The organism is Desulforegula conservatrix Mb1Pa (assembly GCF_000426225.1).
Classification (GTDB): Bacteria; Desulfobacterota; Desulfobacteria; order Desulfobacterales; family Desulforegulaceae; genus Desulforegula; species Desulforegula conservatrix.
In genome coordinates this window covers 1-24,620 of the sequence record NZ_AUEY01000008.1, presented here as the reverse complement: position 1 = coordinate 24,620, position 24,620 = coordinate 1, and the positions used below count along the sequence as shown (strand labels likewise).

The following is a 24,620-nucleotide window of genomic DNA, read 5'->3' as shown; positions in this document are numbered from 1 at the left end:
CTTTCAAAAAAAAATTATTCGGATTATAATTTCAAATATATCTGATTTATAACTTTTCAGTTTTTTTTTAACGGATCTTTATTGCATCAAAAAAGATTCCGCAAAAACGTATATCATATTGATGCGTATATCAAACAAGGCAGATACTCAGCTTCAAAAAATGAACTTCACGCACCAAGCCTCTGCCTGACAGCCTCGTAAACAGCGATTGCTCCGGCCACGGACGCATTCAGTGAATTAACAGGACCTACCTGGGGAATAGAGACAAGAAAATCACAATTTTTTCTCACAAGATCCCTGAGCCCTGAATCTTCTCCTCCGACAACGATTCCTGTCGGCCCTCTGAAATCCGCAGCAAAAACAGTTTTATCTCCGCTTCCGTCAAGACCTGAAACCCAAACGCCAGAATCCTTGAGTGCCTTGATGGCATTCACAAGATTTGTGACCACCACAATCCTGAGATGCTCCAAAGCTCCGGCTGATACCCTTGAAACCGTGGGTGTAGGACCAGAGGCTCTGTCCTTTGGAACGATCACTGCATCAACTCCTGCTGCAAGGGCTGTTCTGCAAAGAGCACCGAAATTATGGGGATCTTCGATGCTGTCCAATATCAAATACAAAGGAGCCTTATCACCAGACTTAAAACCCTCAAGATCTTCAAATTCATAGGATTTGTAAGGACTTACCCTGGCAGCGATCCCCTGATTCATCTCACTCTTTGTCAAAAAGGCCATCTGATCTGATGAGATTTTTGTAGTCCTTATACCAGTCAACCCAAGACCGGAAATAAACTGAGCAAATTTTTCATCGGCCTTGTCTTTGGATACTGAAACCTCGAATATTTTACGGCGCTTTGCCCTGACAGCCTCAAATACAGAATTGAATCCATATAGAATTTCTTCATTTCTTGAGTCTGAAACAGGCTTTTTTTTTCTGTTATGCAAGTGAACTCCTGATCATATAACCGGACACAATATTTATGATCTCTTCAGAGGCGACATCAAGGTCGTCATTAATTACAATATGCTTATAGGAATCCGTTTTTGAGATCTCTATTTCAGCATTCCCCATTCTCTTTGCAATGCTCTCTGGCGTTTCTGTCCCCCGTGCGGATAACCTCTGCCTCAGAACATCAATGGAAGGAGGCATTATAAATATGGTTACGCATTCAGGAAAGACTTTTTCGATAAGCTCCTTGCCCTGGACATCAATGTCAAGAATTATTCCGGCACCTGAGGATAAATTCTCTTCAATAAACGCCCTTGATGTACCGTAATAATTGTCATGAACCTTGGCCCATTCGGCAAGTCTGCCGGTTTCAATCATATCCTCGAATTCGTGTTTATCCACAAAAAAATAATCCCTGCCGTGGGATTCACCTGCTCTTGGAGCCCTTGTGGTATGAGAAACTGAAAAAATAAGGTCAGGGACATTCTGCATAAGCACTTTTATCAGAGTTGATTTACCCGCTCCTGACGGAGCAGATATGACAAAAAGCACTCCTTTGTTTTTAGACGTCATTTCCATTCTCCTGGGGCTGGTCTTTTAAGGCCATGAACCTTCCTGATACGGTTTCCGCCTGTATTGCCGATAAAATTATATGGTTGCTGTCCATTACAAGGATTGACCTGGTCTTTCTTCCGTGGGTAGCGTCCACAAGCCTTTTTTCTTCCTTGGCATCATCCTTGAGTCTTTTCATGGGCGCAGAGTTGGGAGACATTATTGCAACCACCCTTTCGGCCACTACGCTGCTTCCAAATCCTATATTAAGAAGTTTCTGGTCAGACTTTCCGGCCATGAACGCTCCTGCTTTGCCAGACAATTAACTGGCTGAAATAATGTTTGTTAAATCAGAGTTGCCTGCGGCGGGCCGAGCTTAAAAAACCGGCAGGGGACTCCTTGTATTTTTGATTTTAGAAGTCTGATTTTTGATCGTTGTTACAGAACAAAAAACATACATTCAAAAAAGCAAAAACCATTAAAATCATTCTACATTCTGAATCTGCTCGCGGAGTTTTTCAAGCTCAGACTTAACTTCGACAACGAGATGGGAAACATCTGTGCTCGATGTCTTTGAGCCTATGGTGTTGAATTCCCGTCCGAATTCCTGGACAAGAAAATTCATTTTCCTGCCTGCTGGCTCGGCTCCGTACATGGTTTCAAGGAAAAGAGCCACATGGCTCCTCGCCCTTACTATTTCCTCTGAAATATCAGTCTTGTCAGCCATAAATGCTGCTTCCTGAATGATCCGGTCAGCATCGAGTTCTATGATCCCCTTGGTCAGGTTTTTTATTCTCTCGACAAGCTTTTCTCTGTATATTTGAGGAAGCTCGGCTGAAATCTTCTCAATTTTGTCAATCGAAACATCAATGAAATCAATTCTTGCCTTTAAATCTACCTGAAGATTCTCACCTTCCCTCTTTCTCATTTCCATGAGCTCTTTTATTGCTGAAGCAAGGGCGTCCTCAAGCGGAACCCAGTATCTTTCAACAGGGAGATATGTTTCCTGAAAACGTATGATGCCACCGCCCGAGATTACGTTCTCAAGGCTGACTTCCTGCTTTATTCCAAGTTCGTCTCTTATGCCTGTCATGGCCTTGTAATATGCTTTAGCCCTTAATATATCGACTTCATAATTTTTTACGTCTTCCGAAGTCTCGTTTATGTTAACTTTCAGCTCCACCCTGCCACGGGAAATTCTCGAAGACACATATGCCCTGATTTTTTCCTCAAGCTCGGACGGGCCTCCGTATATCTTAACCGACAGATCAAGACTCTTGCTGTTGTAAGTCCTGATAACAACTGAGGCCGATGCGCCTTCCGCCATTTTTTCGGCCTGGGCAAATCCGGTCATACTTCTAATCATATTTTACCTAATCCCATTTTATCCTAATCATATTTTATCAGGCCTCTTTTCCATCTTGAATTTCTCAAGATCAAACCTGTATTTTGCCCTTATTCTTTCAAGATATCCTGTCATCTCCTCTTTTACATAATCAGGATAAGTCCACGGCAGAGACTGAAAGCCCTTTCCTCTGTAGATGAGGGTCAGGTCAGCATAAATCCCTTCTCCCACATGAATCCTGTGGGAGAAATTTTTGCCGGTAGCGAGAACAAAACGCTCTGAAAGCATGTAGCCGGGATCTATATTGATTCGCCTGTTTCCTGAAATCAGGTATTCTTTTTCAAGATTATTCGTGGCTTTCTTGATTTCAGACAGATCAAGCTGCTCAATCAATTTTTCAAATGAAACAAGCCTTCTCCACAAGGGATGTCCCATTTCTTCCTCATAATAATCTGTGTCTCCGAACGGAAGCCAAGCAGAAATCATGTCATAACCACCGAAAAGAGTCCCAAGCTTTTCCAGAAGCTCTCCGAAAAGAGTTCTGTCCTGCATATAGGCTCCCATCACAAGCTTTGCCTTTTCAGGTGGTTTTGGAACGCTCATCGAACTCCCGGAAATCAGTCTTTTAAGGGTTTTGCCTCGTCAATCAGCATAATAGGAATATCATTCCTGATCTCGTAAACAAGTCTGCATGCATTGCATATTAGGCCGTCGCCTTTTTCATTAAGAATTACATCACCCTTGCATTTAGGACAGGCAAGTATTTCAAGAAGTTCCTTTTTTATGGCCATTGTCTTCCTCCGTAATAAATATTTCAACAGGCATGTCATACCTGATAAGTTCAGATAAGGATCAGTGCCGCCACCGTCTGTGGGTCCAGAACCAGTTCTCCGGAGCTGCCCTGACATGCTTTTCAATTATCTGGTTAAATCGTCTTGTATTGTCAATAATGTCAGCCGAAGTATCCCCCGACTTTGTCAGTTTGACTGGCTTGTCAAAAATGACCCTGTACCTGCCGTCAGGCATTCTGTAATTAAATGCAGGCACCACACATGCGTCATATCTAAGGGCCAGGAGGGCAGCTACTTTGTTGGTAAGGGCCGGTCTTCCGAGAAAAGGGACATCGACGGCCTGACTCCCCGAGGCTTTCTGGTCAAGGAGTATACCCACACTCTCCCTGCCTGCAAGAAGCCTGCGCATTATCCCCCCTGCATCGTACTTGTTAAGAACCCTGTTTCCACTTATTTCCCTCAGCTCATTTGCAATACGCCCCATCGGCTCGTAATCAAGGGGCCTTGCAATAACATTCAGAGACTTTCCGAACCTAATCGGCACAGAAACAGCCATCAGTTCCCAATTTCCCATGTGAGCCGTAATAAGCATTACGCCTTTGTTGCTTTCAAATGCCTTTTGCAGATTATATGTGCCTTCAAATAAAACAAAATCATCCAGATTGCTTTTTTTGAGTCTGAATATTCTGGGTATATCAAATAACAGTCTTGCAAACTGAATAAAATGCCGCTCTCTTAGATCAAGGATGTCTTTTTCGGGAAGACTCATCCCATAAGCGCTCCACATATTTTCAAGGGCTATTTTTGCATGCCTCTTGTCAATTCTAAGCCAGAGCCTGCCGATAATCCCCGACAAAAAGCCATATGACTCAGGAGGAATAAGGGACATCAAATTTATAATTGTTCTCAGAATAAAAAACTGGATATTTTCAAAACAGCCGGGTTTTGTTTCCATTTCTTCACCTGTATAATATCAAATTCCTATTACCCTTGCCGCAGCCTTCTCAAATGTAAAGTTTCTTGCCTTAAGCGCGGCGCCAACAGCTATTTCCCTGCATTTTTCCGGGTTTGAAAGAAGGTGCTCAATTATTTCATCTCTCTCCTGATCACTCTTGTACCAGACAATATCCTTCCAGTTTTCAAAATGGTTCTCTATTTCTTTGACATATGGAACCAGATGAACAGCACAGGCGAGCATGGTATTTGCCGTTCTGTTTGAAAGATAAGCAGCCATCTCTGAATATCTGTTACAGTTTTTATCTCTGCACACACCCTTACTGTAGGTCCCTGTCCTTTCAACTGCTACACATTTGTCGCCGTCTGAATTTCTGCAAAGAGGGCCTGCAGGGTCTGCCATTACAATCCAGCTATTGGAGCAGACATCTGCATAGTCTTTATCGTAATAGACATGATAAGCGCCGAACTCAGGCGGCCAGTCATTTCCATAGACCTTCATCCCAAATTTTTCTCTTAAGAAACTTACAGCTGAGAATCTGTCCCTGTTGTAATTATTTCCTATGAAAACCAGATTGTTTTCCTTTACAGGATTCCATTCCCTTTCAAGCTCGGCCGGAACAGGACAGACAAGAAAATTATACCGGGAATCCTTTACAAAGCTCATATTGGTCATGAAGAAAGCATCCACGTAGTTTTCTATGCTGTTGTAATATTCTTCGATATTATATCCGTCGCCGTAAAAAAAAGTGATTCTCGCTTCAGGGAATGTTTCCCTTGCCCATTTAACAAAATCAGGGGGCATCTTGCGAGGTGTTTTGGCGCTACCTCCAAAATGAATGCAATCAGGAGCAAACGACAGCATATCCTTTTTGACCCTGGCTTTTTCAAAAAAACCGGTCAGCCTGTTTTTCATCCTGTTTATATCAAATATGCGGACGTCACCGTATTCTTCGAATGCACGGAGCCAATACCCATTGGAATTAACTTTTATATTCTTGAAATTGTCAAAATAGTAGATTTTTTTTTTCAATTTCCTTCCCCGCCTCTTTCGGATCTCCCTGAACGCAGAGCCACAGAAATAGCCGCGAGAAGAAGATAATAATAATGAAGCCTGATATTCTTGAACAAGGTTGAGTTTGATACCGAGAAAACCATGTAACCTGCTATGAAAATTACTCCAACCCAGAAAAGAGGTTTGGAAGGATCTTTACCTGAATAAATGTAAAGAATATACAAGGGCAATAAATAAGCTGTCATCACAAAAATAACAAGGCCCGGAATCCCGCTGCATGTTGCGACCGTCAGGTAGTCATTGTGAGGATACTGATAAATGCCTATTGCCTTGTCTGCCTTGCCGGTTTCGATGTATTCCAGAATTTTACCGTGGTATCGTCCAGGGCCTACGCCCAGAAGTGGATGGTGTTCAATCATATCCAGGGCGACCCTGTACATTTCCAGCCTTCCGCCAATACTTATGAACCCGCCGTCTGCACTTGTATTAAGGTCATCCAATCCATAAAAATATTTTTTAACTGCACTACCGGTTTCTGATAGCCTGTTTTGAATAATCGAACCATCCACAGATCTGCTAATGATGAATACGGCAACAAGCCCTGAGATAAGAGCAATAAGAGTATGGACGGGCTTTATAAATTTCTTGCAATTAATCAGAGTGATCACGGAAAGCACCGGAATCGCAAGCCACGCGCCTCTTGATCCTGAAAGAACAGATCCTGTCAGACCCAGAAAAAAAGCTGCTACAGGCAAAAGAACCAGACTGTTTCGTTTTTTTTTAAAATAAATAAGGCCGTTTAACGAAACAAAGGCCGAGATGATCGAAAAGCAACCGAAACTGATGGGATTACCTCCGCCGCTGACCCTGAATACCTCAGGACTGATCATCTTTAAGGCTATTGCGTATATTCCGGAACTAAGTGCTGCAGCAACAGCGCCCCACCAGATGATCTTTTCAGGAACCCCTGTTCTCTTCATTAAAATCAGAAAAGGAACGAAAAAAAGAAAACGAAGCTGCTTGTCAAAGTATTCAAGCTCGGATGTCGAAATTTCGAGGAGCCTTCCACCAGCAACAAGCGACAATGTTGAAACTGCCAGCGCTGTTAAGCCCACCTTTAAAAAAAGAATCTCGCATGCGTGGTCAGACAGTTTTCCTTCCTTCCTGTCCCTGAAAAGAATGACACTTCCGCAGATCATCATTACAAGCATTGCCAAAGTAAAAGAATGCTTTATAAAAAGGACGCTTGTCGGATAAATTGCAACCAGAATCCATACGAAATATTTCTTTACCAGATCATTGACCTGGTCTTTAGTGTATTCTTTTCCAAGAGCCTTAATCATCAAAAGCCCTTTCTCTTGCTCAAAATGGCTGAAGATACAATATCAGACAGCTGTTTTTGAAGTATTGCCCGTGAGAAAAATATTTCATAAAGGCTTTTTGTGTTTCTGCCTCTTTCCTTAAGCATAGACGGCGCTCTCATCCATTCCCTGATTTTAGCAGCAAGTGAAGCAGCAGAGCCAGGCTCCACCCAGCCTATGACATCAGATTGTAAAAGCCCATTAGGATATGAGACAGCTTTTTGGGTAATGATCGGCTTGGCCATGGACATGGACTGAAAAAACTTGTTGGGAATAACCATGCCTGATTTTTTTGTGCCTCCGAATACGCCAAGAAGGATATCGGCCCGTGCAATTCTTGATGGCAGATCTTTATATGAAACCGGTTTTTCAAAAAAAACAGAGGGCGCGTTTGCTGCTGTCCTTTCGAGACCATCCCTGCATGGCCCATTTCCAAGAAGTACCCATCTTATGTTAAGATCTGATGTCATCTTTGCAGCCTCCACAATGACATCCACTCCGTGAAGTTCCAAAAAACTGCCGTAAAACAAGATTTCCATGGCATCAAAGGAAGGCCTTTCGCATAAATCATTTCCATACAGGCAAGGATTGAAAACAGCCTCTTCTGCACCCACATAAAGAATCTTAAGTTTCCTTGGATCAACACCGAGATACTGGCGGAAAAAATCCGCATGGGCCTCGGTATCACCCACCACAATATTTGCGCGGGAAAACAACTGTTTCTCTTTATTTCTTGATTCAAGCGACTTTCTATGCCACTCAGGCCATTTTTTTTTCTCGAATACATCCTTTTCATAGGCTGAAATAAGAGGATCAAAAATCAAAGGAACATTCCACTGTCTTGCTTTCATGCTGGCGTGGATCACATCTCTTTGCCTGAAGTTAGCAACCCAGACAAGATCAGGCTTAGGTATATTTCTTAAAAAAGACTCCAGATATCCGAAGTCGCTTGATATGGGCTTGAATTCATAATTGGTCCAGCCAAGTGATTCAAAAAGAGACCACACCATCCGGTTTCTGGAGTATCCCGAATCATGTCTGCCCCACCAGAGAACATTCTTCTTATCCGGCTTACCAGGCTGTTTTTTTTTAATTATTTCTGAAAAAAGCATAGATTAGTCTGCAAAACGAATGAAAGGTCAAAAATCAATCAAGCACAATCATTTCTCTATATGGATAATTGCCGCGCCCTTTTCAAAATTCAGGTATTCAAGGCTGGTGAATCTGAACTTGTTTTTCCACATTTCCACAGCCTGCTGCTCATCCTTTCGTTTCACATCGTCCAATATTATGAGACAGTCATTCGAAAGCCTGTCATACAGGACAGGAAGAGCGGGAAACCTGGCATATTCCTGAACATTGTTGGGCGGCCCGTCCACAATCAGAAGATCTATGGGGATATCCCCTGTATCGATCAAGGCTGTGTCATACCACAGCCAGTCCTTGCCATCTATTTTAACGTTTGAAAGCGGCGCGTGGATCACGGTCGCAATATCATCCAGGCCATGGGTTTTTAGAAGCTCCCGAGAGATTTCGGCGTACTTGCCGTCATGCTCAAGTGCTATCACTTTCCCGCTTCCGATGCGTCTGAGGCAATATGCTATCATTAAAGTTGAAACACCGCTGGATGCCTCAACAACAAGCCCGGGTTTTCTGTTAAGAACGACTTCCGATATCTTTTTTAAAAGATCAGGAGAAGCAGCAAACCCTCTTGTGGTTGGCATTGGATAGTCAGGTTTTATTGTAAAAAACAGGGAAAGAAGTGACTCAATCTGCTTGAAATGATTTTCAAAATACACGGGCTGGTTTTTAATATTAATGAATATGGCAATATTGAATCCCAGAATGGCGAGGCATGCAAGAAAATAACTGCCCACAAAAACCTTTTCGCATATTACAGCTATTAAAAAAAGAGAGATTCTTATTGTGTATTTTAGTGTTTTTTTATCCTTGAAGATGGCCAACTTGTTTCCCCTGAAAATATTTATTGTTTATGAACCTTCACGTCGTCTATCGCACCGGCTGCATTTATTTTAAAACTCATATAACCGCTTCTGCCATATGCGGCAACGCCGTTCAAATAATATAGACCTTTTTCCTGTCCCGGATTTATGATCTCAAGACCAAACAACTCGGCAAGGTAATTGCCAAGATCATAATGAGTCACAACGCCGAGGGACTTCATCTTCCCTTTGAATTCTTCATCTTTACCTGTACCGTAATAGATGAATGGTACCTTGTAGTTTTCCATGTCCAGGTGATTATGGCCCCAAAGGCCGTTTTCACCAAACATCTCCCCATGGTCAGAGGTGATAAAAACATATGATGTCCACTTATCCGAAAGAGATTTGAAATATTTTATGATTTCGGAATACAGCCAGTCGCTGTAAAGCATGGAGTTATCATAGGAGTTGACCTGATAAACTTCCCTTGGCTGATTCTCTATCAGGAACACATTGAATTCAGGCCTGTGGCTGTAATTCGACGAATATGGGGCATGGGCATTTCTCTGATGAAGTATAATAAAATTTCTGTCAGAAAGCTCAAGCCCCTTGGCAAGTTCGAGAATCCCATCATCTTTTTTCTGTTTAAAAAGATCTTCATTGTTATCAAATGCAGCTACATAATCAATATATGAAGCATTCACGCCATTGAGGCAGTTTATGTTCTGGGCAGAAATATAGAAAGTCTTGAACCCCTGGGATTTAGCGAGCTTAAAAAGATTGGCCGGTTGATTCTTGACCATGTTCATGTCAAGCGGATGATACTGAACATTATAAAAAAGGGGGAGAGATGATCTTGTTGCATTGGCAGCTGATATGCCGCTCTTGAAAATGAAATTGTCATCAGCCGAGGCGATGGCGTCAAGATTAGGGGTCGTCTTTCTTTCATATCCATACAGGGACATGTGATTTGAACTGGCGCTTTCCCCCATTACAACAACTATATTGATTTTCTCGGCAGGAGTTTTTTTCTTTTCTATTCTATATGCTTGAAAAGCTGGTCCTTTTGAGGCTTCGGCCGGTGGTATGAGCACAAAATTGACCCAAGCGTAATAGGTGTTAAGACTGTTTACAAGCGAAGGATCTGAAAGAATAGGAAAAAAACTGAAAATATCCTTTGAATCGCTATGCAGTTTCATCCTGATACCTGGAAACACCAGAATGAGAACAACAACCAGAGCCATGAAAGGTATTCTGAATCTTAAAGATCTGGTGAAATAAAGGACAAAACCGGCGCATAAATATGGAATCAGCACAATAATAGGGACAAAATAAAAACGACCGGCACTGGCAAATACCTCTTGCCCCACGTCAATGGCTTCAATGAACATCTGCTGAACCCAGAACGGATTTATAAAATCCCCGAAATATGCGAGGGAGCCATACTGGGTTATCTCAAGCACACCAAGCACTGCGAGCACTGATGCGATGAAGCCAAAGCTCCTGCATCCTGAAAGAACAAGGCCAAATGCAAAAAAAATCCAGAAATACTTTACATTGAACCATATCGTGTTGGTTGCCGCAAAATATTTGAATAACAGGCCTGGAAGCATAAGACAGAATGCGACCACAAGCGCGGTGATTGTATGAATAAGTATTTTTGAAAAAACGTTTTTCATTATAAAATTTCGTGACTATGTCTAATTTCCAGGTCGTAGGTCGGATTAGAGCGTCCTTTGCTCGTAATCATACATTGATCCGAACGCCTTCGGAGAGTCGCTTTTTGAAAAAAGCTCCGCAAAAACTTTTGGTTTACGGCGGCTGAATAGTTCATTAATAATTCGAGCTTTTTATGGGTGAATAGATCATGCGCTCCCAATCACAACTTAAAAAATGGACGAGGGGACATAAAAATATGAAAATCACCCGTTTTTCTTCATTTTTTTTGATATGGCCGTAAAATAAGCTTCTTCTGTTTTCCTGCACATTCTGTCAAGGGTAAAATATCTTTTAACCCTGTTTCTCCCCGCAATTCCCATTTGACTCCGTTTTTCAGCAGAAGAAAGCAGAAGCCCAAGACATTCTGAAAGACAAGAAGAATCACCTGGTCTGTAAAGCAGGCCAGTTATTCCATCAAGAACGGTTTCCTCAAAACCGCCTATTCTTGGAACCACCACTGGACGCTCCATTGCCATGGCCTCTACAGCAGTTCTGCCGAAAGCTTCCGGCCTTACAGAAGATGAAACCGCAACATCACATATAGACAGAGCAGCAGGCATGTCAGAGACAAATCCCCCGAATATCATCCTGTCTTTAATTCCATAAGAGGAGGCAAGAGACACCAGTTCACTCACATAATGAGGATTTTCGTGATGATCACCGACAAAAACGGCCGTCCATGGCTTATCTTTAAGTTCTGAAAGAGCTTTAATGAAAAGTTCCTGCCCCTTGAGCCTTGTGAATCTTGCCGGCAGCATTATCAATGGACTATGAGAATCATCAATCTGCCACTGTTTTCTTACAGCATTTTTTCGTTCTTCTGATACTGCATCAGCGGAAAAGCAGGAAACATCCACGCCCCTTGGAACTATGCGGATATTCCTTTTTGTTCCGTAGCATTCTGAAATATGCTCACTGATTATCCTGGATACAGCTATGACAATCTCACCCGAAGCCATGATAGCGCTGTAAGGATTAACAGAATGAAATCCGTGAAAGGTTGTCACGACAGAAGGTCTTTTTTCCGGCTCAATCATTTTAAGGGCCAGATATGCCACCCATGCAGGAACCCTTGATCTTAAATGAAGGATATCAGGACGCTCATCCTCAATAATTTTTTTTAAGGAAAAGCTGCTTTTGATGGTCATTGGAGATTTTGAGGCAACCTGAAGCCTTATGTGTCTTGAGCCTTCTGTTTCCAGCTCATTAACGAGCCTGCCTCCGGCCGAAATAACAATGGAATCGTGTCCCTTACCTACGAGATACTTACCAATCTCAAGCGTACCGCGCTCAACACCTCCGGAATTCAGTTCAGGAAGCATCTGTATAATTTTCAGTCTTTTTTCAGCCATCTGCTGATGATCTCCTCTGCACAGCGACCTGCCTCGTCAAAAGTTTCCATATTTTTTTCTATATCCGGGCTTTCCGGATAAAATGCAACGAGTCCGCGTGAAATCAAAAAGTCGAAACTTCTTTGGAACTTTACTGTCTTTTTCTTCCAGAGAACAGGAATAACACCGACTCTGCATCCGGCAGAAAGGGCCTCGTAAACCATCGAAATACTGTCGGCTGTTACCCATACGGTCTTGCATTCATCATACATGGACTCCAGCCACCCCCTCGGAGTAGAGGAAAATGGCCTGAATTCCGAACCTGTTGCATCTGTAATCTGCTTAAGTCCCACATCCATTGAATCAGGTGTTCTTGGTGATGTTGACACAGTCCATTTTATATCAGATCCTGACTTCAGTATTTTTTCGACATTTTCAAGAATAACGTCCTGATCCCAGTAATGACTTTTTTCATCTATTCCACCTATCAGAACAAGCCCTGCCGTTTTGTCATGATGTCCTCTGTCAATATTGATGCCAGGAGGCCCTGCAGTCTTGAAAACATTATTATTCTCAGACAAATCGTCGTGGACAGGGACAAAGCAAAGATCAAAAAAAGGAAGAAAAAATTTCTCAGGACTCATGCAAATGACAGCTTTGGCTTTTGAAAGGAGTTTTGCAGTAATTACGCAGATATGGGTTTTGCTGCCTGTGCCGATTACAATATCAAATCCTGAGCCGTTGTTTTCAAGATTTTCAGACTGCCTCTTATACTCAGAGATTGCCTTATAACTGCCGGCTAATCTATCTTTAACTTTTATTTCAAATACTTCTATTTCTGTTCTCTGAGAAAGAGCCCTTATAATCCCTGCTGTCTGTTTTTCATGTCCAGGCCTGCCATCAAGAAATGCCGCTATTTTCATCAGCCATTCAATCCTTTTTCAAGCAAACAGTTTTTAACTTTGCCAAGTATCCAGCCCTCGAATTCTTTTCTGTTTCTGCCGAAATCATGATCCACGCCAAGCACAAGCCAGCCTTTTCCATTTCCTGGGATATCTTCTGAAAATGCGGCAAGTTTGGCATGATCTTTTTCAGTGGTCACAATCGTGTCAGCGCCTGAGGCAATTGCTCCATTCACAATGTTTTTATAATCAGATGCTGAATAATTGTGATGATCATCAAAGGAAAGATAACCAGAAACAATCAAACCAGCTGACTCAATACCCCGAATAAATCCTGAATTGTCAGCAATGCCTGAAACCACAAAAACATTTTTAATTTTCTCGTATTCAGATGAACAAAAAGAAACATACTGTCTGTGCCTCGAATAAAAAACAGACTTCCCATTCAGCTCTTTTTTCAGCTTTTCATTCTTAATAGCAGGGTAAAGGCTGCGCGTCATAACAACAGCGTCAGCATCTGATAAGGCAGATAATCCTTCCCTCATCAGCCCTCTTGGAATGATGTAGCCATTACCCAAAGGTTTTTCCCAATCCATGAGGACAATATTGATATCCCTTTGAAGGGCAAGATGCTGAAACCCGTCATCCATAATAACAATATCTGTTCCGAGCTTCACGGCTTCAAGGCCTGAGGCGTATCGGTTTTTTCCGCAAATAACAGGAAGCCCTGTCCTTTTAGCCATCATATAAGGCTCGTCACCTGCTTCTGATGGGCTCGCAAAAATAGTTTTGCCATCTGAAACAATGCCGCCATTTTTTTCAAAACCGCCTTTGTATCCCCTGCTTATGATTGAAACCCTATAGCCATTTCTTGTTAAAAGTCCGGCAAGATAAATAGTCATAGGGGTTTTACCGGAGCCGCCAGCTGTAAGATTTCCCACAGAAACAATCACGCATGGAAGTTTTTTAGATTTTACCACGCCTTTTACGTAAGCCGTACGTCTAAAAAAAAGTACGATTCCATAAACAAGGGAAAGTGAGTAAAGAAAAAACGCGAGGCTTTTATAGCGAGGCTTTTCCGCCTTCAAAATATTTTCAATTATATTTTTCATAATCCTTCTTCAGAATCGAAAAGATCTCGTTTGAACAGGCTTTGGCCACACCTTTTTCAACGCAGGACGCTTCAAAAGCTCTTTTGCCGGTTTCAGCAAGTTTTTCATTATCAGAGACAAGATCAAGCAGCCTTTGGGATAAGTCATCCGCAGAAACGACCTCAAAGCCCCCCCCTGCCGAAACAATGGCGCAGGCAATTTCCCTGAAGTCGTTCATGTATGGCCCGAACATGACAGGCTTTTCAAAAGAAGCCGGCTCCAGAGGATTATGGCCGCCAAGGTCAACGAGGCTTCCCCCGATAAATGCGACATCACATACTGAGTATAGTTCAAGAAGGCGTCCAAGCGTATCCACGATTATTATATCTTTGCGTCCATCCCTGATGTTGTCACCAAGAAAACCCGTGCTGTATCCATTTTTTTCAAACAGTTCTGAAATGTCAGAGGACCTTGATGGGTCACGGGGGGCAATTATGAATAATATTCCGGTTTTTGTGCCAGCCATTTTTGAAGATACTCTTTCGTAGACATCAAGAAGTATCTCCTCTTCCCCGGAATGGGTGCTTCCTGCAACAAAAATCATTTTTGATTCATCTATTCCAAAAAGTTCGGTTTTTGAAAGATTTTCAGAAATATCCGCCCTGTAATCCCTGTCAAATTTCAAATTCCCGGTTCGTTTAATCTTTTCAGAACATATTCCTATCCCAGAGAGTCTTTCTTTGTCTTCATTCGTTTGGGCCAGTACAAGGTCAAAGCAGTCAAAGAAAGGTCCGATTATATGCCTGAATGTGTAATAACCGCTAAAGCTTCTGTCCGAAACCCTTGCATTGGCCCATATAAGGGGTATTCCCTTTTTTTTTACGGTCCATACAAAATTCGGCCATATGTCATTTTCAATGATTATTACAGCGGTCGGCCTAATGGCGTTCAAGGCTTTTTTTACTGATAAGGAAATGTCAAAGGGGAAATAAAAGACAAGAATGTTTACGTCCTGAAACATTTTTTTTGCGGTCTGGTAGCCTGTGAGAGTTGACACTGAAAATACAAGAGGGATTGATAATTCTTTTGAAAGGCTGTCCACCAGAGGCTTTGCAGAAAGGGTCTCTCCCACGGAAAGGCCATGAATCCATATGCAGCCTTCATTTTCGTTGATTCCTTCAGGAATCTTCAGCCATATCCGCTCAAGAAATATTGTCCGCCATTTTTTCATGTATAAAACAAGAAGCCCCAACAGAGGGAATGAAACAGTCAAAAGGCATACTAAAATAAAATTATAGAGAAAAATCCAGATAGACACTTTTGATGGTCATCCTTCCGGGGACAGGAAAAAATAAGCGGAAGCCATGAAAAAAACAAAATTGGAGGCCCAAGCAGCTATTATTGCCGGAAGCATCCCTCCATAGCCCATGGAAACTGAGAAACCGTTAAGCGTCCAGTAAAGAAATAAAACGAAAATGCCAAGCCCGACGGATATAGAGATTTTCTCCCTGAATTTCCTCATGGAAGCTATGGAAACAGCAGCTATGGCCATTATGAAAACAGAGAAAGGGAAAGATATCTTTGACATGAAATCGACCCTGTACAAAGTGGCATCGTATCCATCTGCTTCAACTTTATTGATGTATTTATAAAGATCGCCGATACCCATTTCTTCGGATTTGACCGAGGCAGCCCTTGCTTCTTTGGGTGTAAAACCAAGATCCATCGAAAGGGTTTCATCAGACAGAACGCTCACAGATTCCTGTCCATCGGTTAAAGAAATGGTCATAATATCCTTGAGCTTCCATTTTCCCTCTATAAATTCACCGCTTGAAGCGTCAACCCTCAAAGATGGCTTAAATCCCTTATCAAACCGATATAGAGATATTCCATGAATCGTCTTTGAGGCTGGCTCATAATAACTTACATGGACAATCTGCCGGTCTCCCCTGATCCATATATTCTTCTTGCCGGTTGTTATGGCCGAGGATTTTCTTATCTCAAAATCCCTAATCTTATTTGCCTTGGCCGTTGTAACAGGCGACACCACTTCTGATATAAAAAACATGAAAAAAGCAACCGCTCCGGCAAGTATAAAAGTCGGCACAAGCATATATGTCGGACTGACTCCGCCACTCTTAAGGGCAACTATCTCATTATGCCTGTTCATCAGACCAAAAACAGCAACTACAGCTATCATGAAAGCTGCGGGGGTAAGCTGGACAGTCATCATGGGGAGTTTGAGAAGAACATAATAGAATGCTCTTACCAGGCTTATCTTAGCGGCAAAAAACTCGTCCATATTTGACAGATAATCAACTGCCGCAAAAAGAATAAGAACAAGAATATTGATCATCAGAAAAAAGAAAAAAATCTGCCTGATGATATATCTGTGTATTATTGACAGCATTCCCTATGCCTCCGATCCAAGTCTGGAAAACTTAGACTTTAAAAAAGCATAGGCTTCCATGAAAGGAGCTTCGAGTGCCACGGGCTTTTCCTTTGCGACCCTTCTCATGAAATATATGCCGCAGCAGAGGGTGACGATGTTTGGCACCCACATACCCAGGGCAGGATGGTATGCGCCGGACTCTCCAAAAGACCATCCTGCAGTAAGCAAAACATAATAGATTGCAAAAAAAATGATCCCCTGTGTGATCCCCCTTGATTTTTTCCTCGACATCCCGGAAAGACCTAATGGCAAGGCAAGAAGCGCAAGAACGACAGAGGCAAACGGCATGGTAAATTTTTCATTCATCTTCATGACAATCTTATAATAAAGTTTGTCTTTTTTCGTATGGTCTTTCAAAACGCCGAGCATATCTGTAAAATACATTTCTTCAACGCTTTTCCACTTATCTTTTTGCTTCGTATCCTTCTGACCGTTACGGAGGTGAATATCATAGACGGTAAAACTTCCTGAATTGGCGGTTTTTTTCACCATATTCGAACTGAGCATATTGCCTCTGTAAAGACGCAATGTGTGTAAACCCTTTGCAGGATCACTTATGAAATAGCCCTCCGGAGCTATTATGGCTATAACGCCTGCATCAGGAGACCTGCTGTCTTCAATGAAAACATCCTTCATGCGCCCGGTTTCCTTGTCGATCTCGTTGACATAAAGCATGATATTATCAAATCTGTCGTTAAAAACCCTGGGCTTCAGCTCAAGATTGGCAGCCATTGTAATGAGCTGTTCTTTCATATTCCTGAAAGACTGCTTGCCCCAGGGCAACCCGTAAAAAGTCATTATCCCTGTCAGAACGGCAGCAAAAAGGCTGAACGCTATAACCGGAGGAATAAGCCTGTAAGGGCTGACACCGCCAGATCTTATTGCTATTATCTCATTGTCGCCGGAAAGCCTCATGAATGAAAGAAGCACTGCGGCCATTACTGATAATGGTATTGTGAACTGTAGAAAAAAAGGAGATGAGTATAAAAGAAGATAGAATATGTCAGTCAGGCTTGTCCTGTAATTGACAATGAGTTCGGCAATATCAAGTACCTGGCTCATGAGAAACACAAAGGTAAAAAAAAGAAGATTCAGAGCAAAAGGAAAAAAAAGCTCCCTGAAAATATATTTGTCTAATATTCGCATTTAAAATCTGGGTCAAACCTCATAAGGCAAATTAACGCTCAGGATCATTCATCTCCGAATCCAGAAACTCTTCGGCATCTTCTATGGTATCGGCAGCTGCGGCTGAATAACCGGCCGAAAGCCTGCTGGCTCTTTCAAGCTGCATCTGGCCCCTTTCAAAAGTGCTGTTTATTACCCTGACAACCTTTGTCATACCTGCCTGCCAAAGTATTATCTGGGCCTGGATAAGAAGATCTTCATCATTTTCGGATATCGGTGTGTAATTACGGATATCTGTAAGGCATGAAAAGCCTCTCTGAAGCTTTTTGCACTCCCTTTCTATATCATTGACAATGCCCCGGACTTCATCCCTGTTGCCGTGCTCAAGACATATGTAAATCCTGTTCTTCCTGATATCAGCGCGAATCTCGTTCATGTATGCTCCGTTCAGCCAAACAGTTGTCAACACCCTTTGCAAACCCATAAAGAGTTTTTTATCTATCATATTAAAATTAAAACCGATAGCTAAAATTTAAGGAGACAATGACCATGATATGATCGAAGTTCTTAATACCGCAGAAGAAATAAAGACAAGGCTAAGCCATATAAAATAAGGAAATTCATTGGCTTTTATGAATAAACAGAAAGTATTGAGGTAGACAAGGTCGCAAAAAGGCAAAAAACGCGTGGGTCATGCCGAGCTGGTAAGGCATCAAGTATCTTCAGATACTTCTGGGGTTCAGGCTCCCGGTTTCCAACCGGACAGACCCCGCCGGAATGACGAAATTCGGCCTTTTTGCGACCAGTCTCTAAATCTGATGGTCTCGCAAAAAGTCAAAAAAGGTGGCGGCGTCATGCCGGGCTTGATCCGGCATCCAGTATTATCAAATACTTATAGATTAAGACCTTCGCCGGCATGACTAAAATTGGATTTTTTGCTACGTTGTCACACCTTGAAGCTTTCAACAATTTCTTTCAAAGCCCCGGACATTTCTGCAAGATGATCAGAACTTGCAATTATGGTTTTGATGCCATTTGAAATATTTTTTGACGCAGTATCCACCTTAAAAATGTCCTGCGCTATTTCTCCGGCGACAAGTGCCATCTGGCTTACACTTGTGTTAGCGTCATAAACATTTTTTGCGACATTATTAATATTTGAAGCAATTTCCCTTGTTGCCGTGCTCTGCTCCTCTATTGCCGAGGCTATGGTCGATACAATGTCACTCGTTTCAGAAATTATGGAAGCAACGCTTGCGATGCTTGCAACAACGGTTTCAGTCGAAGACTGAACGCCATTGATCTTTTCCCTTATTTCATCTGTTGCTGTTGATGTCTGCCGAGCAAGTTCCTTAATCTCATTTGCCACAACGGCAAACCCTCTGCCTGCCTCTCCGGCCCTTGAGGCTTCAATTGTGGCATTAAGAGCAAGAAGATTTGTCTGTCCTGAAATATCTGTAATCACCTCCGTGACCTGCCCAATATCTTTGGCCGCGCCGCCGAGGGCATTCATATGCTCGCTGATTTTTACAGCCTGGGTTCTGGCGTCCTCGGTTATCTTCCTTGCCTTTTCAGCACTCATTGCAATCTCATGAATGGTTGAGCTCATTTCCTCAGTAGCGCTTGCGACACTGCCCAGTCTGCCTGATGCGCTGTCCATACCAGAGGCGACACCAGAAGCGCTTACGCTCATCTCTTCTGCCGCAGCAGCGACAGTTTCGGCGATTTTTGCCGCCTCATTAGCGCCAGCAGCCATACTGCCTGATATTTCAGTAAGATCGCCCGACGCATTTTCCAGGGCTAATGTTTTTTCATCAAGGTCCCTGATTATGGTACCAAGATTATCAGCCATGGAATTCATTGCTCCTGCGAGATCTCCTATCTCGTCGTTGCTGGTAATCGTGACCCTGTTGGTCATATCCCCTTTTTCCATGAGCTTGACCATATCGATTGTTTTTTTAACAGGTCTTGTGATTGAAAGGGCGAGGGAAAGGCCAAAAAAAAGTGAAAATACAAAACCGCCAAAAACTCCTAAACCCGAGACTGTTTTAGAGATGACAGCATTTTTTCTTGCTTTTTTGCCGGCATTATCCGCTTTTTGGCTATTCAGGGCTATGATTTTTTCTATGAATTCTATGGAAGCTTTTTCCTTTGGCCGGCAGACCGTATAGATCTGTGTTGCCATTTTGGTCCGAAGCTCTTCTGCGTCCTTAACTTCGGAATCTATCTTGGCGACAATGGAATTCAAGGCCTCATCCAAAGGCCTGTCGATACCTTTCAGCATCTTGTCCACAACTCGGTATGAATCAGGGTTTGAAGAATCATATGATTTCAGGGCATTTCTATATTTGGAGCCAAGCTCAGCATGCATGGCTATTATGGCGTCGACATCTCCGGCACCAAGACCGGCAGCTGTTGCAAGCTCTTTAAGCTTGATCAGTCCGTCTTTGACCGCTGCCTCATTGGCTTCGAAACCTTTTAGATATTTATCAAAGTTCTCCTTGTCATAGCCCCTGAGAAGAATATTTTTCCATTCCTGAACCTGAAGTTTGAAGCTGACGAAAACCCTCATTCCAATCAGATCAGCTTTCTGTATGACTTCATAATAAGAAGCTTTCTCTGACATGGGATCGCTAAAAAAAGGCTCCATTTTTTTACCATACTGCCTGGCAAGATCAAAAAAAGCGTCATTTGCAATTTTCCACTCACCAACGAGTTTTACAAAATCAGCCCATATTTTTGCTTCATCCCCTTCTTTCGGCACATTTTCGTAAACTTTCCATGCGTTTCTGTAGCCAGCCCTGGCTTTATCCAGATTTTCGAACTGTCTGAGATAAACTTCTTTCGTTATATGCGGGTTTATAAGGTTTCGTTGAACTGTCCTTATGCTTTCAAATTCTTTTGACACTATCCTCACAGAGTCGACACTGGGAAGGCTCACATCGAGTATTTCCCTCATGCTTGATGTCAGTGAGGCAAGCCCCCAGAAAAAGAAAGCACCGACAACAAGCGGAATAAATGCGGAAAGAATTCCTCCTCCGACCAGTTTTTTATAAAGGCTTATATTACTCAACAATCTCAACATGAAACTTCCCTCTCCCTCCCTATTTCTTAAGAACTTAAACATAATGGTCTCGCAAAAAGTCAAAAAAGGCATCAGCGTCATGCCAGCCTGCGCCGGAATGACACAAATCGGACTTTTTGCGACCTTGCCAAACATAAAAAACACTAAAAAATGGTGTTCATCATAAAGTACAAAAAAACACAGCGTCCCCAGACGTTAAGCCTTAAAAAATTAAGATCCGGAGCCTGGTTTTACATTTAGAAAAAATTTTGGTTGTATCAGAATGTTTTTACAGTAAAATCAGATATTTATTCCAAAAAATCGGGCAACCGTCCTAAAAAAACAGAAACACAAGTGAGGCAGATAATTACCCCTTATGCATCAGTAAACAAATATAAAAAGATCAAGAAATAATAACGTTCCTTGCTTCCCTTGCCATATCTTTTACTTCTTCTGAAACGTCTGATTTGACTATTTTTGATAAAAACTCACTGGCATTTCTGTTTCTTATCTCGCTAAGAACCTGAATTATGTCTCCCTTGACATTGTCATCAACCTCAAAAAATCTTTCCGCAAGCGGAGATATCAGCATAGCCGCAATATCAGGCCTGCTTTCACAGAGAGTCTCCGCAGCGACCATAGCTCCGAGCCTTACAGGCCATTTCTCGTGCAGAAGAACGTCTATAAAAGAAGGAAATACATGGTTTTTTTCAATCATCATTCTGGCAATATCCAGAGCCTTGCCGTCAGCAATCATATTCTCAAAGGAGTCTGCGCCGAGAGAGGCTGGGTCGCGAGTTACCATCGCAGCCAGAATATCATTGATAGGTATGGATCCTGACCATCTGAAACCGTCGCAGGAAACAACAGTAGGCACGGATCTGATATCATATTTTTCCGAAAGTTCAGGGTAGAGTAGTCCGTCTATAACCCTAACAGTAATTTTGGGATTGAATATGGCAAGCGGAGCAATCTTTCTCACTGCATCAGGGCAGAAAGGGCACTGTTGGCCGATGAAAATATCTATGGCGCATGGGATATCCACAAGAATTGCCTGGTCAGAAATCTCCCTTGGAACATGGGCGGCGGCCTTTCCTGAAAGCAGATCAAGAAAAGGAAGAAGTTCCTTTTCGCCTGGAACCGCATAATATTTTATCTGCTGATTTATCCTGATATGGGAAAAATCACCTTCCATAACCTTGTGGGTATGAACATTGACTATTCCGGCATGTCTTTCAATCAAGTCGCAGAATTTTTTAAGAAGCTTGCCTTGTTCGTCGTTTCCATGGTGCAGATCAATAATCAAATGTTTATCAAGACTGGATTTCCAGTCTTTAATTACGGCAATATCAAGTTCCATATAAGACACTCCGTTTTTTCAGAAAAATATTTGGTAAATCCGGTTTAGATACTCTATTCTTGAGATAAAATAAAGGATTCTCAAAGAGAACATTTTTTTTATCATGACAAGGTCGCAAAAAGTCCGATTTCCGTCATTCCGGTGCAGGCCGGAATCCAGAAGTAATTGAAAATACTGAATGCCGGATCAAGTACGGCATGACGCCAAAGCCTTTTTTTTGAATTTTTGCGAGACCATCAATCATATTAGATAGTATTTTATAGCAGCATGCAAAGCTGCGGTTGAACCTATATGAAATAAGGTTTCCTCTATGCCCATGAAAGAGTATTACAGAATTCTTGGATTGAGCGAATCCGCTGATATGGCGGAACTCAACGAACGCTACAGAAACAAAATAAAACTGTTTCACCCTGATCTTTTTGCAGGAGACCCTGAAAAACAAAAAAAGGCGAATGAGAAAACTAAAGAAATCAATCACGCCTATTCTGAACTAAAAAAAATCATAGCGAAAAGGCCGCCCTCCAAAACAAAACAGGATGATACAGAGGGAGCAGATGCAAGGCACAGGGATGCTTTGAATAATTTTGATTTTTTTGGCTCCGTTTATAATTTTATTTCTAAACTGACTAAAAAAAATGTTTCCGGCAGCGCCCCTGACAGCTCTGAAAATAATTCAAAAATAGCTAAACAACCAAGGTCACAATTCAGGGAAGTACTAAAAAACAAAATGGAGACAACACAGCAGAGAAAACCTTCTGCCACTTCATATTCAAAAACGTACAGGGAACTTCAGAAAAAAAGAGCCCTATATGGAAACAGGCAGAAAGACGGCAGTAATGAAAAGGGACCGATAAGCCCGGTATCCGCTGTCCAGGGCATTAAAAACAACAGGGTTCAATGATTCTTCAAGTACCAGCGGCCTTTTACAACTTTTTACAAATTGATTTTTCCCGGTTTTTAATCTACACATTCATAAAGAATGGAGGTGGATTCATGAAATCTTCGAGTATTTATTACAATGCGCAGATAATTGCCTCTGCCATCAGACTAATCGATCACAAAAACTCAACCCCGCCAGGGATTGACGAAATATGCATTTTAACAGGATTCTCTGCTGAACATTCCGGATTCATATGCAAAAAAATGATTGATGCAGGGGCACTGTCATCAGTTGATACCCCAGATGGCCCACGATACTTCATAGACAATCATCTCAGGCTCGAAGACCTTCCAAAAGAAGAAGCTTCGGACAAAATGAACGAGGAAATCCAGAAATTCAAATCAAGAAAGGACGACCTTTCAAAAAAGGTGGAGGAATTTCAGGAGAAGCAGAAAAAAAAGCAGCAGGAACTTTTTGCCAAGCTTAACTCGGAACTGAAAATAAAAAACGGGCTCAAATAGCTTATAAAGAGTATTGGTTGCACTTCTTATGAGAGCTGCGCCAATGTGCATAGTTTGTAGGCTTTTTAAGCTTGACAAGATCGCAAAAAGTCAGATTACCGTCATTCCGGTGCAGACCGGAATCCAGAAGGATCTGATAATACAAAGATACCAGTCAAGTCCGGCATGACGCTAAAGCGACTTTTGGCGAGTTCATCAAGATTATAACGATACCAAGCAAATTCAGGTTGCCCTGTGATTGTGAATAAGGAGCCGGCTTACCAATATAAATTGCCTTTAATGGCCCATTCCATCCTGAACAATCCACAAAAAAAAGGACCATATCCATGTCGGAATACAGGAACAAAATTGAAACCGTAAAACTGCTTCAGCTGATTACCGGTATATCCTTCCTGATCCTGTTTTTTGAGACAGCAAGCCTTGTATGGGGCCTGAACACTTCAATCATAAGAATCATGCTTTTAATACTCCTTTCAGGCTTTTCTGCATATAAAATTGCCGGAATAAAGGGGTTTTTTAGCAAAAACAACAAAGCCGACAGAGATTTTAAACCAAGCATATTCATAGATTTCAATCATTTCGAGCAAAGAGCGAACCATTTGATATCACAAGCAAAAAGATATTCACATGAATTCAGCATAGTGTGCATTGGGATAGACGGGCTGGAACTTTTTTTTAAAGACAAAAAGACAGATGCTCTTAAAGGTATTGAATATTCACTTAATACAGTATTAAGAGAAAGTGATTTTCTCACAAATAGTTCATCAGGAAGAATCTATGCGTGCCTTCCAATGACAACCGAAAAATGGGATTTAACATCTGTAGCTGAAAAAATAATAAACAGCCTAAACAATTATTTCTATATTTCCTCGTTCAGAAACAATGTCAAATCCAATCTGGGCATTTCAAGGTACCCTGATTCGGCCCTTGATTTTGCATCGCTTGTCATAGCTGCCGAAAAAGCGATGCTTGAATCAAAATCAAAGGGAGGCAACACATTCATGATATATGAATAGTTTTATGGTTAATTTGCGATCAAAAAAGGGTGATGCGTAGGTCGGATTAGGACGTCCTTTGTCCGTAATCCGACGTTAAGCCGAGTGCCTCCGGCGAGGCTTTATAACCCAATAGACCAAAATCAGATGAAGCGTATTCGTTCGGCTGTTTTGAAGTTGATAGGGCGAGTGCCTCGAGCGGGTCGCTTTTTGTAAAAAGCTCCGCAAAAACTTTATGGTTTTGTTAGTAGGCAAAAAACTGATATTTTTA

The 24,620-nt window shown here is 42.0% G+C and carries 24 protein-coding genes; 3 read left to right on the top strand and 21 right to left on the bottom strand.

What is annotated here, in order from left to right:
* Nucleotides 1–167 precede the first annotated feature (167 nt).
* The 21 genes from rlmB to K245_RS0105020 form a co-directional block, all read right to left on the bottom strand.
* On the bottom strand, nt 168–944 hold the full coding sequence (gene rlmB, locus K245_RS0105125; RefSeq protein WP_051283892.1) for a 23S rRNA (guanosine(2251)-2'-O)-methyltransferase RlmB: 777 nt from the start codon (nt 942–944) through the stop codon (nt 168–170).
* Nucleotides 937–1,521 carry a guanylate kinase gene (gene gmk, locus K245_RS23175; protein WP_035276525.1) on the bottom strand — a complete coding sequence of 195 codons (585 nt, stop codon included), beginning with the start codon at nt 1,519–1,521 and terminating at the stop codon, nt 937–939. The genes rlmB and gmk overlap by 8 nt, the downstream gene beginning before the upstream one ends.
* The gene (locus tag K245_RS0105115) at nt 1,511–1,798 is read right to left on the bottom strand and encodes a DUF370 domain-containing protein (RefSeq protein ID WP_027358434.1); all 288 of its coding nucleotides are present in this window, start codon (nt 1,796–1,798) and stop codon (nt 1,511–1,513) included. The genes gmk and K245_RS0105115 overlap by 11 nt, the downstream gene beginning before the upstream one ends.
* A gap of 186 nt (nt 1,799–1,984) precedes the next feature.
* On the bottom strand, nt 1,985–2,866 hold the full coding sequence (locus K245_RS0105110) for a YicC/YloC family endoribonuclease (RefSeq protein ID WP_027358433.1): 882 nt from the start codon (nt 2,864–2,866) through the stop codon (nt 1,985–1,987).
* 27 nt (nt 2,867–2,893) lie between these two features.
* Nucleotides 2,894–3,448, bottom strand: a complete 555-nt coding sequence (locus K245_RS0105105; RefSeq protein ID WP_027358432.1) for a DUF4416 family protein — start codon at nt 3,446–3,448, stop codon at nt 2,894–2,896.
* Between the two features lie 14 nt (nt 3,449–3,462).
* Complete coding sequence (locus K245_RS27165; protein ID WP_084156133.1) at nt 3,463–3,636, bottom strand: Trm112 family protein; 174 nt, start codon at nt 3,634–3,636, stop codon at nt 3,463–3,465.
* A 61-nt stretch (nt 3,637–3,697) separates the two neighbouring features.
* Nucleotides 3,698–4,591, bottom strand: coding sequence for a lysophospholipid acyltransferase family protein (locus K245_RS0105095; RefSeq protein WP_027358431.1), 894 nt, complete (start codon nt 4,589–4,591; stop codon nt 3,698–3,700).
* Nucleotides 4,592–4,609: 18 nt separating this feature from the next.
* Nucleotides 4,610–5,623 (bottom strand): glycosyltransferase family protein, encoded by a 1,014-nt coding sequence (locus tag K245_RS0105090; protein WP_027358430.1) that lies wholly within the window; start codon nt 5,621–5,623, stop codon nt 4,610–4,612.
* Nucleotides 5,620–6,948, bottom strand: a complete 1,329-nt coding sequence (locus tag K245_RS0105085) for an O-antigen ligase family protein (protein WP_027358429.1) — start codon at nt 6,946–6,948, stop codon at nt 5,620–5,622. The genes K245_RS0105090 and K245_RS0105085 overlap by 4 nt, the downstream gene beginning before the upstream one ends.
* On the bottom strand, nt 6,948–8,078 hold the full coding sequence (locus tag K245_RS0105080; RefSeq protein WP_027358428.1) for a glycosyltransferase: 1,131 nt from the start codon (nt 8,076–8,078) through the stop codon (nt 6,948–6,950). The genes K245_RS0105085 and K245_RS0105080 overlap by 1 nt, the downstream gene beginning before the upstream one ends.
* Nucleotides 8,079–8,126: 48 nt before the next feature.
* Nucleotides 8,127–8,930 (bottom strand): class I SAM-dependent methyltransferase, encoded by an 804-nt coding sequence (locus K245_RS23170; RefSeq protein WP_051283890.1) that lies wholly within the window; start codon nt 8,928–8,930, stop codon nt 8,127–8,129.
* Between the two features lie 20 nt (nt 8,931–8,950).
* Nucleotides 8,951–10,588: a phosphoethanolamine transferase gene (locus K245_RS0105070; RefSeq protein WP_027358427.1), complete on the bottom strand. Its 1,638-nt coding sequence runs from the start codon at nt 10,586–10,588 to the stop codon at nt 8,951–8,953.
* Between the two features lie 243 nt (nt 10,589–10,831).
* Complete coding sequence (locus K245_RS23165; protein ID WP_035276523.1) at nt 10,832–11,980, bottom strand: glycosyltransferase family 4 protein; 1,149 nt, start codon at nt 11,978–11,980, stop codon at nt 10,832–10,834.
* Nucleotides 11,962–12,882, bottom strand: a complete 921-nt coding sequence (locus K245_RS0105060; protein ID WP_027358426.1) for an ELM1/GtrOC1 family putative glycosyltransferase — start codon at nt 12,880–12,882, stop codon at nt 11,962–11,964. The genes K245_RS23165 and K245_RS0105060 overlap by 19 nt, the downstream gene beginning before the upstream one ends.
* Nucleotides 12,882–13,973 carry a tetraacyldisaccharide 4'-kinase gene (gene lpxK, locus K245_RS23160; protein WP_051283889.1) on the bottom strand — a complete coding sequence of 364 codons (1,092 nt, stop codon included), beginning with the start codon at nt 13,971–13,973 and terminating at the stop codon, nt 12,882–12,884. The genes K245_RS0105060 and lpxK overlap by 1 nt, the downstream gene beginning before the upstream one ends.
* Nucleotides 13,957–15,270, bottom strand: a complete 1,314-nt coding sequence (locus K245_RS0105050) for a 3-deoxy-D-manno-octulosonic acid transferase (protein WP_027358425.1) — start codon at nt 15,268–15,270, stop codon at nt 13,957–13,959. The genes lpxK and K245_RS0105050 overlap by 17 nt, the downstream gene beginning before the upstream one ends.
* A gap of 9 nt (nt 15,271–15,279) precedes the next feature.
* Nucleotides 15,280–16,362 (bottom strand): LPS export ABC transporter permease LptG, encoded by a 1,083-nt coding sequence (gene lptG / locus K245_RS23155; RefSeq protein ID WP_051283888.1) that lies wholly within the window; start codon nt 16,360–16,362, stop codon nt 15,280–15,282.
* A gap of 3 nt (nt 16,363–16,365) precedes the next feature.
* Nucleotides 16,366–17,550, bottom strand: a complete 1,185-nt coding sequence (gene lptF / locus K245_RS23150; RefSeq protein ID WP_035276522.1) for an LPS export ABC transporter permease LptF — start codon at nt 17,548–17,550, stop codon at nt 16,366–16,368.
* Nucleotides 17,551–17,581: 31 nt separating this feature from the next.
* Nucleotides 17,582–17,965, bottom strand: coding sequence for a hypothetical protein (locus K245_RS0105035; protein ID WP_027358424.1), 384 nt, complete (start codon nt 17,963–17,965; stop codon nt 17,582–17,584).
* Nucleotides 17,966–18,475: 510 nt separating this feature from the next.
* On the bottom strand, nt 18,476–20,614 hold the full coding sequence (locus K245_RS26360) for a methyl-accepting chemotaxis protein (RefSeq protein WP_198013832.1): 2,139 nt from the start codon (nt 20,612–20,614) through the stop codon (nt 18,476–18,478).
* A gap of 382 nt (nt 20,615–20,996) precedes the next feature.
* The gene (locus K245_RS0105020) at nt 20,997–21,953 is read right to left on the bottom strand and encodes a thioredoxin family protein (RefSeq protein WP_027358423.1); all 957 of its coding nucleotides are present in this window, start codon (nt 21,951–21,953) and stop codon (nt 20,997–20,999) included.
* A gap of 310 nt (nt 21,954–22,263) precedes the next feature.
* On the opposite strand from K245_RS0105020, the gene K245_RS0105015 reads away from it, so the two are divergent.
* The 3 genes from K245_RS0105015 to K245_RS0105000 all read left to right on the top strand — a co-directional run bounded on the left by K245_RS0105015 (nt 22,264) and on the right by K245_RS0105000 (nt 24,370).
* Nucleotides 22,264–22,854: a J domain-containing protein gene (locus K245_RS0105015; RefSeq protein WP_027358422.1), complete on the top strand. Its 591-nt coding sequence runs from the start codon at nt 22,264–22,266 to the stop codon at nt 22,852–22,854.
* A 92-nt stretch (nt 22,855–22,946) separates the two neighbouring features.
* Nucleotides 22,947–23,354 (top strand): hypothetical protein, encoded by a 408-nt coding sequence (locus K245_RS0105010; protein ID WP_027358421.1) that lies wholly within the window; start codon nt 22,947–22,949, stop codon nt 23,352–23,354.
* Nucleotides 23,355–23,680: 326 nt separating this feature from the next.
* On the top strand, nt 23,681–24,370 hold the full coding sequence (locus K245_RS0105000; RefSeq protein ID WP_027358420.1) for a diguanylate cyclase domain-containing protein: 690 nt from the start codon (nt 23,681–23,683) through the stop codon (nt 24,368–24,370).
* Nucleotides 24,371–24,620: the final 250 nt, after the last annotated feature.

Bases quoted from the DNA above. Each gene is read 5' to 3' on its own strand.
- gmk (WP_035276525.1), bottom strand. From the start codon at position 1,521: ATGACGTCTAAAAACAAAGGAGTGCTTTTTGTCATATCTGCTCCGTCA.
- K245_RS0105115 (WP_027358434.1), bottom strand. From the start codon at position 1,798: ATGGCCGGAAAGTCTGACCAGAAACTTCTTAATATAGGATTTGGAAGC.
- K245_RS0105110 (WP_027358433.1), bottom strand. From the start codon at position 2,866: ATGATTAGAAGTATGACCGGATTTGCCCAGGCCGAAAAAATGGCGGAA.
- K245_RS0105105 (WP_027358432.1), bottom strand. From the start codon at position 3,448: ATGAGCGTTCCAAAACCACCTGAAAAGGCAAAGCTTGTGATGGGAGCC.
- K245_RS27165 (WP_084156133.1), bottom strand. From the start codon at position 3,636: ATGGCCATAAAAAAGGAACTTCTTGAAATACTTGCCTGTCCTAAATGC.
- K245_RS0105095 (WP_027358431.1), bottom strand. From the start codon at position 4,591: ATGGAAACAAAACCCGGCTGTTTTGAAAATATCCAGTTTTTTATTCTG.
- K245_RS0105085 (WP_027358429.1), bottom strand. From the start codon at position 6,948: ATGATTAAGGCTCTTGGAAAAGAATACACTAAAGACCAGGTCAATGAT.
- K245_RS0105080 (WP_027358428.1), bottom strand. From the start codon at position 8,078: ATGCTTTTTTCAGAAATAATTAAAAAAAAACAGCCTGGTAAGCCGGAT.
- K245_RS0105070 (WP_027358427.1), bottom strand. From the start codon at position 10,588: ATGAAAAACGTTTTTTCAAAAATACTTATTCATACAATCACCGCGCTT.
- K245_RS23165 (WP_035276523.1), bottom strand. From the start codon at position 11,980: ATGGCTGAAAAAAGACTGAAAATTATACAGATGCTTCCTGAACTGAAT.
- K245_RS0105060 (WP_027358426.1), bottom strand. From the start codon at position 12,882: ATGAAAATAGCGGCATTTCTTGATGGCAGGCCTGGACATGAAAAACAG.
- lpxK (WP_051283889.1), bottom strand. From the start codon at position 13,973: ATGAAAAATATAATTGAAAATATTTTGAAGGCGGAAAAGCCTCGCTAT.
- lptG (WP_051283888.1), bottom strand. From the start codon at position 16,362: ATGCTGTCAATAATACACAGATATATCATCAGGCAGATTTTTTTCTTT.
- lptF (WP_035276522.1), bottom strand. From the start codon at position 17,550: ATGCGAATATTAGACAAATATATTTTCAGGGAGCTTTTTTTTCCTTTT.
- K245_RS0105035 (WP_027358424.1), bottom strand. From the start codon at position 17,965: ATGAACGAGATTCGCGCTGATATCAGGAAGAACAGGATTTACATATGT.
- K245_RS26360 (WP_198013832.1), bottom strand. From the start codon at position 20,614: ATGTTGAGATTGTTGAGTAATATAAGCCTTTATAAAAAACTGGTCGGA.
- K245_RS0105020 (WP_027358423.1), bottom strand. From the start codon at position 21,953: ATGGAACTTGATATTGCCGTAATTAAAGACTGGAAATCCAGTCTTGAT.
- K245_RS0105015 (WP_027358422.1), top strand. From the start codon at position 22,264: ATGCCCATGAAAGAGTATTACAGAATTCTTGGATTGAGCGAATCCGCT.
- K245_RS0105010 (WP_027358421.1), top strand. From the start codon at position 22,947: ATGAAATCTTCGAGTATTTATTACAATGCGCAGATAATTGCCTCTGCC.
- K245_RS0105000 (WP_027358420.1), top strand. From the start codon at position 23,681: ATGTCGGAATACAGGAACAAAATTGAAACCGTAAAACTGCTTCAGCTG.